12 protein-coding genes are annotated in these 11,764 nt (G+C 40.8%); 7 read left to right on the top strand and 5 right to left on the bottom strand.

The window, feature by feature from the left end; all coding sequences use genetic code 11:
- Window positions 1-46: 46 nt before the first annotated feature.
- Complete coding sequence (gatC, locus tag DK207_RS01475) at window positions 47-364, bottom strand: Asp-tRNA(Asn)/Glu-tRNA(Gln) amidotransferase subunit GatC (RefSeq protein WP_005083137.1); 318 nt, start codon at window positions 362-364, stop codon at window positions 47-49.
- 133 nt (window positions 365-497) lie between these two features.
- On the opposite strand from gatC, the gene DK207_RS01470 reads away from it, so the two are divergent.
- The 6 genes from DK207_RS01470 (at window position 498) to DK207_RS01445 (ending at window position 5,260) form a co-directional block, all read left to right on the top strand.
- Entirely contained in the window at window positions 498-1,538 is a 1,041-nt protein-coding gene (locus tag DK207_RS01470) for a rod shape-determining protein (protein WP_004640560.1), read from the top strand.
- A gap of 17 nt (window positions 1,539-1,555) precedes the next feature.
- A complete protein-coding gene (gene mreC / locus DK207_RS01465) occupies window positions 1,556-2,413 on the top strand; it encodes a rod shape-determining protein MreC (protein WP_017396364.1) in 858 nt (285 codons plus the stop codon).
- Window positions 2,400-2,894, top strand: coding sequence for a rod shape-determining protein MreD (gene mreD / locus DK207_RS01460; protein ID WP_004640557.1), 495 nt, complete (start codon window positions 2,400-2,402; stop codon window positions 2,892-2,894). Before mreC ends, mreD begins: the two co-directional genes overlap by 14 nt.
- Window positions 2,882-3,442, top strand: a complete 561-nt coding sequence (locus DK207_RS01455) for a Maf-like protein (protein ID WP_109439682.1) — start codon at window positions 2,882-2,884, stop codon at window positions 3,440-3,442. The genes mreD and DK207_RS01455 overlap by 13 nt, the downstream gene beginning before the upstream one ends.
- A gap of 54 nt (window positions 3,443-3,496) precedes the next feature.
- A complete protein-coding gene (rng, locus tag DK207_RS01450) occupies window positions 3,497-4,951 on the top strand; it encodes a ribonuclease G (protein ID WP_004640553.1) in 1,455 nt (484 codons plus the stop codon).
- Window positions 4,952-5,086: 135 nt separating this feature from the next.
- Window positions 5,087-5,260 (top strand): PA1571 family protein, encoded by a 174-nt coding sequence (locus tag DK207_RS01445; RefSeq protein WP_004640552.1) that lies wholly within the window; start codon window positions 5,087-5,089, stop codon window positions 5,258-5,260.
- A 29-nt stretch (window positions 5,261-5,289) separates the two neighbouring features.
- Here DK207_RS01445 and DK207_RS01440 read toward each other — a convergent pair whose 3' ends face one another.
- The gene (locus tag DK207_RS01440) at window positions 5,290-6,678 is read right to left on the bottom strand and encodes a WS/DGAT/MGAT family O-acyltransferase (RefSeq protein WP_109439681.1); all 1,389 of its coding nucleotides are present in this window, start codon (window positions 6,676-6,678) and stop codon (window positions 5,290-5,292) included.
- A gap of 450 nt (window positions 6,679-7,128) precedes the next feature.
- Window positions 7,129-7,860 carry a phosphoadenylyl-sulfate reductase gene (locus tag DK207_RS01435; protein ID WP_109439680.1) on the bottom strand — a complete coding sequence of 244 codons (732 nt, stop codon included), beginning with the start codon at window positions 7,858-7,860 and terminating at the stop codon, window positions 7,129-7,131.
- Window positions 7,861-8,032: 172 nt separating this feature from the next.
- Here DK207_RS01435 and thrH point away from each other — a divergent pair, with 172 nt between their 5' ends.
- Window positions 8,033-8,650: a bifunctional phosphoserine phosphatase/homoserine phosphotransferase ThrH gene (gene thrH / locus DK207_RS01430; RefSeq protein ID WP_004640546.1), complete on the top strand. Its 618-nt coding sequence runs from the start codon at window positions 8,033-8,035 to the stop codon at window positions 8,648-8,650.
- A 98-nt stretch (window positions 8,651-8,748) separates the two neighbouring features.
- On the opposite strand, the gene DK207_RS01425 is transcribed toward thrH, so the two are convergent.
- Window positions 8,749-9,981, bottom strand: coding sequence for an OmpP1/FadL family transporter (locus DK207_RS01425; protein ID WP_109439679.1), 1,233 nt, complete (start codon window positions 9,979-9,981; stop codon window positions 8,749-8,751).
- A gap of 223 nt (window positions 9,982-10,204) precedes the next feature.
- A complete protein-coding gene (locus tag DK207_RS01420; protein WP_109439678.1) occupies window positions 10,205-11,536 on the bottom strand; it encodes an outer membrane protein transport protein in 1,332 nt (443 codons plus the stop codon).
- Window positions 11,537-11,764: the final 228 nt, after the last annotated feature.

Raw genomic sequence — 11,764 nt, 5'->3', positions numbered from 1 at the left:
ATTTCTTTACATTCTAAATATAAAATAAAAGTTAACTGAATAAAAATTATTCAATTACACGAGGTACAAGGTATAAACCAGCTTCGGTTGCAGGTGCGATCGCTTGATATTCATCACGGTGATTGCTTTCAGTAACTGCATCTGTGCGTAATGGTTGTGGGTTATCAAATGGGCTTTTCAAAGGCTCAACATCATCGGTATTAATGCCTTTCAAGCTTTCCATCATGCCCAGAATTTTATTTAAACTTTGAGCATATTCAGCAGATTGCGTGTCGTTTAGCGATAAGCGTGCCAAATTTGCAATTTGCGATACAGTTTGCGCATTTAGATCCGCCGTCTGTGGAGCATCGGATGATGTAGACATAACTTTACCTAATTCAGTATCAAAAAATTTCAAAATATCGTGCGTTATAATAAGCGATTGACTTGTTCAAATCATCACATTTAGTTAAAGTTGCCACCTTGTATTCACACAAAGTTTAATTGAGAACGCCCCCGTGATTCTAAAACGACTAATTGGCTTGTTTTCGCCGGATTTAGCCATTGATTTAGGTACTGCTAATACGCTTATTTATGCACCAGGCCGTGGCATTATTTTAAATGAACCAACTGTTGTGGCAATTCGCCATAGTGGTTCACAAAAAATTGTTGCCAATGTTGGACTTGATGCTAAACAGATGTTAGGTCGTACCCCAGCGAATATTTCAGCGATTCGTCCGATGAAAGACGGTGTGATTGCTGATTTTGAAGTAACTGAAACCATGTTGCATCAGTTTATTGGCAAAGTACATGAAAAGCGTTTATTTCCACCTGCACCACGTGTTGTCGTTTGTGTACCGTGTAAATCTACTTTGGTAGAACGCCGTGCAATTCGTGAAGCTGTATTCAACGCAGGTGCTCGTGATGTCCGCTTGATTGAAGAGCCGATGGCGGCAGCAATCGGTGCGGGTATGCCTGTAGAGCAAGCATGTGGTTCGATGGTGGTCGATGTGGGTGGTGGTACCACTGAAATCGCAATCATTTCATTACAAGGTTGTGTTTACGCTGATTCATTACGTATCGGTGGTGATGTTTTTGATGAGCAAATCATCAACTATGTACGTAAAGCGCATGGTTGTGTGATTGGTGAAACCACGGCTGAAGTGATTAAAAAAGAAGTTGGAATGGCGGTTGCTGATGGTAAAACATTAGAAATCGAAGTTCGTGGTCGTAATTTAGCTGAGGGTGTTCCTCGTGCGATTACGGTAACTTCTGATGAAATCACGCAAGCGATTGCTGATCCATTACAAAGTATTGTCAGTGCGGTGAAATCTGCACTTGAACAAACGCCGCCAGAATTGTCTTCTGATATCGCTGAGCGTGGTATTGTGTTGACGGGTGGTGGGGCATTATTGCGTAACTTAGATAAGATGCTTGCGCAAGAGACTGGGTTACCAGTTGTGGTTGCTGAAGATCCGTTGACTTGTGTCACTCGTGGCGCTGGAAAAGTATTAGAGTTCTTTGACAATCCAAATCACGACATGCTTTTTGTTGGCTAAACCATAAGGACTAGGCGGTGCAACCGAATCTTTTTTCAAGACAACCGCCATCTTTTCGCTCATTTGTTATTGCAGTGATCACATGTTTGGTAGTGCTATTTTTTGATTGGCGCATGCCACATGTGATTAAACCAGCAAGGGATGTCTTGTACGCCGCGTATAACCCAATTTATGCATTGGCGAGTTATCCAGTACTGTCGCGAGAATGGCTGAATCAACAAACCAAATCTGAAGCTCAATTGCGTCGTGAAAATACTGCGATGCAAGCAGAGCTATTGCAAGCACGTGTTCGACTCCAAAAATTATCTGAACTTTCTGCTGAAAATAACCGTCTAAGAGGCCTATTAGATACGCCATTGATCATTGATGGACGTATGCAGATTGCTGAAGTGATTGGAACGGATGCGGATCCATTACGTCATATCATTATTATCAACCGTGGTTCTTCCGATCAGCTTAAAATTGGACAAACAGTTTTGGATGATCAGGGCATCATGGGACAGATCATCAATGTCTATCCACATAGTGCGCGTGTGATGTTGTTATCTGACAAAGAGCATTCTCTATCTGTACGCTTAGAGCGGACGGGTATGCGTGCGATTGTGTCGGGTACTGGTGATTTAGGTCAGTTAAAAATGGACTACGTGGCGACCAGTGCAAACATCAAAGTTGGGGATAAGGTGTTCAGTTCTGGTTTAGGTGAGCATTTCCCTGCAGGTTACTTAGTCGGGACAGTATCGAAAGTCAGTCGTCATAATTCTGGTGAATTTGCTGAAATTGATGTAGTGCCAGCGGCTCAACTGGCAAGTGGTCATCATGTCGTGGTTCTGTTCTCAGAGTCATTGGCAAAGGAGCAGCCTTATGCCAATCGCTAAGTTAAGTTATAGTAAATCCAATAAAGATCCTTTGTTGATGATCATCATCTCGATTGTGATTGCATCGGTGTTGATGGTCTATCCGTTGGCGTATGAGTTGTCAGGATGGCGACCTGCGGTGATGCTGATGGTGATGCTGTTCTGGATTCTTTATCAACCTGTTTGGTGTGGGATCTGGTTTGCCTTCGGTATGGGGATTTTTGCTGATTTACTTTTAGATGCGCCACTTGGGTTAAACGCATTAAGTTTTGTGCTAATTTGTTTTGCGACACGCTATTTCATACGTGAACGACGAATTTTAACTTTTGGTAATTCGTGGGTGATTGCAAGTATTGCCATAGTGATGCATATCACTTTTTTATGGATGTGTCAGACCATAACAGGTATGCATTTTTCTCTAGCTCGACATTGGCAACCGTTGATTACGGGTGTTTTAGCTTGGCCGATCCTTTATTATTGTTTACATAAATGGCGCATATAATTCTCGCATCCAGCTCGCCGCGTAGGCAGGAGCTTTTATCGCAACTGGGTTTGGACTTTGAAGTTTTTAGTCCAGACATTGATGAGACAGTAAGGGATGCTGAAACGGTTGTGCAGTATGTTGAGCGGTTGGCGAGAGAAAAAGCCAATGCAGTTCTAGCTCAATTTCCTGATGCAATTGTAATTGCAGCAGATACCAGTTTAAGTTTTGCTGGAAAGATTTTAGGTAAGCCTGAATCAAAGCAACATGCTTTTGAAATGTGGTCGCAACTTTCAGGGCAGTGGCATGATGTATTTTCGGGTGTGTGCGTTGCGAGCCGTGTTCAAACATGCAGTACAGTAGTGAGGACACAAGTTGAGTTGCAAACACTCAACCACGCGGAAATGGAAAAATATTGGGCAACAGGTGAGCCGATTGGCAAAGCAGGTGGATATGCCATTCAAGGAATTGCCGCACAATATATTCCCCAAATACGGGGCAGTTATAGTAATGTGGTGGGGCTGCCTTTGCATGAAACAGTACAGTTATTAGAAAGCGTTAGAGCATAAATTCTGCATTAACGCTGTCGGCATAAGAATTTTTATAAAAGTTTTGAGTTGGTTATGGCAGAAGAGTTGCTGATTAACGTGACACCGATGGAGTGTCGGGTTGCGTTGATTGAAAATGGTACGGTCAATGAATTGTTTGTTGAGCGTACGGCAAAACGTGGTTTAGTGGGTAATATTTATAAAGGCAAGGTTGTCCGTGTACTGCCGGGCATGCAAGCTGCTTTTGTTGATATTGGATTATCTCGAACAGCATTCTTGCATATCAATGATATGGTCTGGCCTCGTTCACAACCGACGCCTAATGTTTTTGAGTTGTTACACCCAGGACAAATGCTGACCGTGCAGGTCATGAAAGACATGCTCGGAACCAAAGGGGCCCGACTCAGTACAGATCTTTCAATTCCATCACGTTATCTTGTGCTGATGCCTTATGGAAATCACATCGGGGTATCTCAGCGTATTGAGGCTGAAGAAGAGCGTGATCGTTTACGTGGGATTATTGAGCATATTCAAGCTGAACATAACCTACCGGGAAGTGTGATTGTACGCACGGCTGCAGAAGGGGTGGATGAAGCGGCGATTGCACAAGACATGAATTACTTGAGCAAACTTTGGGAATTCATTCAACGCAAGCAAAAAGAAGTTTCTACGCCTGAGCTGATCTTCGAAGAATTGCCTTTACCACAACGTATTGTGCGGGATTTAGCCAGTGATGAAACTGCTAAAATCTATGTGGATTCACGCGAAATCCATGGCAAGTTGAATGACTTCGTCAAAGAGTTTGTGCCAACCATTCAAAATCGTTTGCTGCATTATCCAGGTGAAAAACCACTTTTTGATTTATACAATGTCGAAGAAGATATTCAGAAAGCCTTACAAACGCGTGTAGCACTTAAATCGGGTGGCTATCTGATGCTTGATCAGACAGAAGCGATGACCACCATTGATGTCAATACAGGTTCCTATGTCGGTGGGCGAAGCCTAGAAGACACAGTTTTTAAAACCAATATGGAAGCGACCCAAGTTATTAGCAGACAACTCCGTTTGCGAAACTTGGGCGGTATCATCATCATTGATTTTATTGATATGCAAGAAGCTGGGCATCGGGAAGAAGTGATGCGTCAGTTTGAAAAAATGCTTGAACGCGATCATGCCAAAACCAAAATTACTCAAGTTTCAGAACTGGGTTTGGTTGAAATGACCCGTAAGCGTACCCGCGAATCTTTAGAACATTTGCTTTGTGAATCATGCCCAACTTGTCAAGGACGTGGTTATGTGAAGACAGCAGAGACAGTGTGTTACGAGATATTTCGTGAAATCATGCGATATGCACGTGCATTTGATTCCAAGGGTGGCTTTACTGTCGTTGCTCATCCAGCAGTGATTGATCGGCTTTTAACAGCAGAAGCCCCAGCCGTCGCGGATTTGGAGCATTTTGTGAACCGTGTCATAAAATTCCAAGTGGAAAATTTATATACGCAAGAGCAATACGATATCATTTTAAGCTAAAGTTGTAACAAGATTTCGCTTAATCCTTGTTACAACTGAAATTTTACTTTCATTCATGAATTTTAAATACTAGAACCATAAGATTAGCCATAGGCATTTTTCAATGTCTTAGCAAATATAATGAGGTATATAATGATGAATGTAAGTAAAAGATTAGTGAGTCACGGTTTTAAGCATGTTTTAGACAGCAATCCTGTGAACACCTGTTATATGGTAGATAGCCAAGGTAAAGAAGTTCCAATTACTACGGCAATGATTCGTTCAGCCTGCCATCAACTACTACAACGTTGTCGCGCAATTAAAAAGTAAGGGGCCATCGAAAGCCCCTTAATTTTTTCTTATAGATTTACAATCTTTTCTTGCGGTAACTCTTGGATTTTCTGTTCAAAGCGTTGAATTTCTTCCTCCAAATGCGTCAGTAAGTTTTGCATTTTTGGTAATGCATTACGACACGCGATCAAACCTACTTCTAATTTATCCAAATAACTGGTTAAAGTAATATTGAGTGCCTGACCATCCATCACGATTGATGCTGGATATAATGCATCGAGTTTTGCTCCATTCCAGTACAAAGGCTCACGAGGCCCAGGTACGTTAGAAATCACAAGGTTAAAGGCTTGACGCTTAGGTAACATACCTGAAGCGATGTTTAACCCTGCTGGGCCATATACAACAGCACTATAATTTAAAATCTCATTGGCGGTCATACGACTAAAGCGTTGTTTGGAGTTTTGCACACTGCGACGAATAATCTCCAAACGTTCGATTGGATCTTCGATATGAGTGGCAAGATTGGCCAAAATCATCGTAATACGGTTACTTACATCTGAGTCATCGGTACGTAGTGATGCTGGCACCATAGCGATTAAAGGCTTTTTCGGTAAGCTATTATGACTGATCAAATATTCGCGTAAAGCACCAGCACATACAGCCAAAACGACGTCGTTTAAGGTCACGCCAAGTGTTTTGGCAATGGTGCGGAAACGATCTAATTCAAATGACTGTGCTGCAAAACGACGGGCAGAGCTAACACGTTGGTTTAAGATCGACGGCGGTGCTTGAAAGGTCGAAACGTAGTCTGGGTTTTTCCCCATCTCTTTAAAAATAGTTTGAGAGAGTTCTTGCATCACTTTAGGAGCAACTTCGCACTGGGATTTAATCGTATCCCACACACCTTTGATTTTGCTGACACTTGGCGGTTTCGGGGCTTTTAAACGTTTAGCGCGCTTGCCTTCTACACACCAGAGCGGAACGACATGTTTTTCATTTGGATCTTTTGAAAGTGATTTTTCGATTAGGCGCATACCTGCGACGCCATCTACCATCGCATGATGGATTTTGAAATACATGGCAAAACGGTTGCCTTCAATTCCTTCGATAATGTCACAGGTCCATAATGGTTTAGCACGGTCAATAAGAGAACTATGTTGCTGTGAAATATACACTAGTAATTCACGAATACGTCCAGGATTGGGTAACGCAATATGACGGAAATGATGGTCTAAATCGAATTCATTGTCTTCACCCCAAAACAAACCATTTAACTGATTGTTGAAGGGTGGTACTGGAATGCTTTTTGATTGACGAATTTCTTCAACCAGATCATGAACAAAGGTTGGAGACGCATTTTCAGGTAGTTCAAATAAAAACAGCCCACCTACATGCATGGGTTGCTGTCTTTTTTCTAATGAAAGAAAAATGAAGTCGATCGGGTGTAATGGGCGCATAGCAGATATAGCCTCTCATCGCATTTTTTATAAGATACTCTTGGAGCTCTTATTAGTATTATTGAACCGTAGAGATCAGTATATACGCTTTCGTCTGGTTAAAATATGACTTTGTACAGGGGAGTCAGAAAAAATAAAACCACTGACAAATCAGTGGAATGAGGGTCTATGGGTATTTCATCGATACCTTGCGTTATTGGCTAAAACGACATAAACAAGGCATGAAGCGTGTAATGGTGGTCTCCCTTGCCAAGCTTTATAACGCAGTTTAGGGAAGTTTTAGCCATAACCCTGCGGGACAGGAGTATTTTTTGCCGTTCCTTCGTTATGTCTTGTTTATTTAGAATGACTAAATTTCACAAGACATGCCTTGCAACGTCTAAAAAATATTCTCTGTCGCAAGCATCTATGAAAAACGCATAGACCCTTCTATACCAAAATTGTTACAGCTTATTTATTTAGATTTCCAGCATGCAAACCACACTCTTTATGAGTTGCTTCTTCCCACCACCAGCGTCCTTCACGTTCATGTTGGTTTGGTAGAACAGGACGTGTACAAGGTTCACAGCCAATTGAAACGAAGCCACGCTCGTGTAATGGATTATATGGGATTTCCATCATACGGATATAGCTCCACACATCGGCACTCGACCAGTTAGCAAGCGGATTATATTTGATTAATTGCTTGCCTTCACCAGAGAAACCGACATCAGCTTGAACTACAGGTACTTCGCTTCGCGTTGGACTTTGATCCTTGCGTTGACCAGTAATCCAACCATCCAATGTCGCCAGTTTTTTACGTAGAGGTTGAACCTTACGCACGCCACAACACTCTTGATGCCCGTCTTCATAAAAGCTAAACAGGCCTTTTTGATTGACCATTTGTTGAACAGCGGCAGACTCTGGAAAACAAATTTCGATATTGATGTTGTAATGCTTGCGCACCGTTTCAATGAATTGATAGGTTTCTGGATGTAAACGTCCAGTATCTAGACTAAAAACACGAAATGGCTTACCCAGACGAGAAGCAATATCAATTAAAACAACGTCTTCTGCGCCTGAAAATGAGATAGCAATTTCACCTTCTTGGCTTAAGGCAAGTTCTAGAATTTCTCGTGGCGATTTATCTGCATATTCAGCAGCGAGCGCATCTACAAGGTCAATAGTCGGGATAACAGTCATGGATGTTCCTGGCGATAGGCTTGGGCACAATTGTAAATCATTCTAAGCAAAGCAGTTTACTTGCTCTCAACTTTAATCTTGCAGAATAAAGCTGATTTATTCAACAACAGCGCAAAAATTGAAAATGTTAATGGTATGATACAGCAATTTTTAACCAACATTGGAAGCATTCATGGAAATCGTATGCCTGGATCTTGAAGGGGTTTTAGTTCCAGAAATCTGGATTAATTTTGCAAAAAAAACAGGAATTAAAGAACTCGAGGCAACAACTCGTGATATTCCAGATTACGATGTGCTGATGACACAACGTTTGAATATCTTAAAACAACATGGTTTGGGATTAAATGATATTCAAGCGGTGATTGCAGATATGGGACCTTTTGAAGGTGCAAAAGAATTTGTTGATTGGGTACGTACGCATTTCCAACTAATTATTCTTTCAGATACGTTTTATGAATTTGCACATCCTTTAATGCAGCAACTGGGTCAACCGACAATTTTCTGTCATAAATTAGAGACAGATGAAAATGGTATGATTACAGCGTATAAACTACGTCAACCTGATCAAAAGCGTCAGGCAGTTAAAGCATTGCATGGATTAAACTTCCGCGTGATTGCGGCAGGTGACTCTTATAATGATACGACGATGTTGGGCGAAGCGGATCATGGATTCTTGTTTGATGCACCAGATAATGTAATCGCTGAGTTTCCTCAATTTCCACCATTACATGGCTATGAGGCATTGAAGCAAGCAATTCGCTCAGTATCTCAACGTAATATTCCAGAATAATGAATCTACGCTGAGAAATTACTTTTTGAGATCGCTTAAAGCGTGGAGCTAAAAGTAACAAAAGGCGCATTATGCGCCTTTTGATTGATTAAATAAGATTAAAACTTATAACCAATCTTTAAACCGTAAGCGATAGCATCATTATTTTTAAACTCTGCAATATAAGCAGGCGTTTCAAATTGTGATCCTGATTGTGCTTTGGCATCACCCAACCAGAAATATTTCACTCCACCAGCGATGAAGTAATTTGGAGCAGGGCTGTATTGAACACCTAAACCTACATTCCAATAGCCTTCTGTTGGCCCTAATGTTGTTACAGGATTACCCGCACCTGAGTCCCAACCTACTGAAAGATTACCTGCCCACAGATCATTGAATTTACGACCTACACCCGCAGTTACCGAATATTGATCATCGGTATAAGCAACAAGATCAAAACCTTCTTTTTTGCCAGTGTTATTTATAATAGGAGTAAGTACAGAAGCTTCACCAAATTTATATGGGCGAATAGCAAAGTCTTTCCAGTTGACCCAACGTAAGTTCGCAAAGGCAACGGTATTTTCCATGATCCCTGTTTGTAAATCGAGATTGATTGATTGTGGGGTGGTAATTTCTGTCGTACCTTGAGCATTATTGATTTGAATCAGACTTGCATTTAGATCAGGAGGTGATGGGATCATACCTGCAGCATTATGTTTTTCATAAGCATTCATTTCATGCTTGATTTTGGCCCGATAGGTGAGAGATGCTTTCAGTGCAATTTCTGGAATTTGATAAGCGACACCCGCTAACCAACCCACTGCTTCATCACGACCTGTTTTAAAGTCATAACCATTATAGGCACTGTAACTGGTACCACGTAATAATACGTTAGCATCTAGTGTTTGATAAACTGCCCCTGCATACAGATTCCAGTTCTGGTTGGGTTGGTAGCCGAACAGTAAATTTAAATTTTCAGTACGAACCGTGACTGAGGTATTCCCTTGGAATGGAACAGGACGATTTTCTACAAAACTATTTTGACCATGATATTCGGCGTCAGCGCCATATGGATGGTCATACAGCAAACCAATGGAAAATTGCTCAGTTGCTTGGATTTTTAAGGCCGCACTTGGTGAGTAATAATGATTTGCCATGTCACCCGTATTATTTTGAGACATATCTTTTCCTGATACATCAGCACTTAGAAAAGTAATACCCGCTTCAAAATAATTGTTTGGTTGTAAAAAGGCTGAAATTGACTGACCAGAGCGATCTAAGGCTGCTGCAAAAGCAGACGTTGTTGGTAATAAACTGAGTAAAAGTGCTGTTTGAATTGCATGCAGCTTCATTGATATTTTCTCTCATATCAGGTGTAACTAGAATGCCGCGAAAAGTAACATAATTTTTGAGTGCGAAAATATTTTTACAAATGTCCATAAATGAACTGATAAAGTCATGAAAAGTTGTTGAGTGATAAGATGTTATAGATTAATCACTCTAAAAAATTGACTCGTTGTTAAATTTTTATGCAAAAAAAGACCGTCATGAGACGGTCTTTTTTGTTGATAATTATTAGAAACGGTAACCGATTTTTAAACCATAAGCGAGAGCTTTGTTGTCTTCGAACTTCGCGACATAATCATCGCTACCAGCTTGTGCACCAGTTTGCGCTTTAGCATCGCCTAACCAGAAGTACTTCACCCCACCAGCGATAAATGTCGCAGGAGTAGGGCTAAATTGAACACCTACACCGACATTCCAATAGCCTTCAGTTGGACCTAAGGTCGTGATTGGATTGCCTGCGCCAGAATCCCAACCTACAGAAACATTACCAGCCCATTGCTCGCTGAGTTTACGACCAACACCTGCGTTAACTGACCATTGATCATCTGCATATTCAACAAGAGAAAAACCATTTGGACGATTGACTAAAGGACCAACTGCTTCTGCTGCTTTACCAAATTTGTAAGGAGTAATTGAGAAGTCTTTCCAGTTTACCCAGCGCACATTCGCAAATGCCACAGTATTTGCCATGATTCCTGTTTGGAAGTCTAAATTCACAGATTGTGGAGTTGTAATTTTAGTTTGACCTTCAGTTGAATTTGCTGCTGCGAAACCACCAATTGCTTGTGAAATAGCGGGTAATAATGCTGGTGGAACAATACCACCTAAGCTTGGTGCTGCATTTGCTAACGGTGTAGCTAAACTCAGATTTTCATTGGCAACAAACTTGTGATCAATTTCAGAACGGTATGTGATAGACGCTTTGAGTGCGATTTCAGGAATTTGAAATGCTGCACCTGCTAACCAGCCAGCTGCACCATCTTCTTTAATATTGGCATCATATCCATTAAAGACACTATAAGCTGAACCACGTAGATGAACATTCCCTTTAATGGTTTGGTATACACCACCACCATAGATATTAAAGTTCTCAGTTGGTTGGAAACCAAAAATCATAGAAATATTTTGTGAATCAACTTCAACAGAAGTACTACCTGTTGTGGTTCCACCAATAGCAGATGTTGTAATAGGTAATGAGCTTAATACGCGATCATTTGGTGATGCAACAAAAGCGTTATCTCCAGTGTATCTCGCATCTGCACCAAAAGGTTGATCGTAGAGTAAACCGAATGAGAATTTATCAGTGAGTTGAAGTTTTAATGCTGCGCTTGGAAAAAAATAATCCCCTGCCATATCATCAATTTTACGATTTGTCGCAGTTGTACCAGCTTCTTGCCCTTTAACTGTCGGATCTAAAATCGAGATACCAGCTTCAAAATAGTTACCTGGTTGTAAGAACGCAGACATAGACTGACCAGAACGGTCTAACGCTGCTGCAAAAACTCCAGTTGCAGGTAACGTAGCTAAGATCATTGCAGTGCTAAGGTGTTTTAATTTCATTTTAAATCTTTCCTTGAACTTTTAAGATTCTTAAGTTTAGAAGCTATGAAATGACGTCAAAAAATCATTCATATTTGATTGGCTATAACTTCATGTAACAAAAATACCATAATTAAAATAAGAGTAAATGTTCTAAATGAACTTGTTAGTACGATTGATTAAGTGAAATTGAACAAAAAAAATGCTATAAATATTTATATACATATGTGTTTTTATTGATAAAATAAT

The organism is Acinetobacter haemolyticus, from assembly GCF_900406815.1.
GTDB lineage: Bacteria > Pseudomonadota > Gammaproteobacteria > Pseudomonadales > Moraxellaceae > Acinetobacter > Acinetobacter haemolyticus_A.
This window is presented reverse-complemented; position numbering and strand designations above follow the sequence as displayed.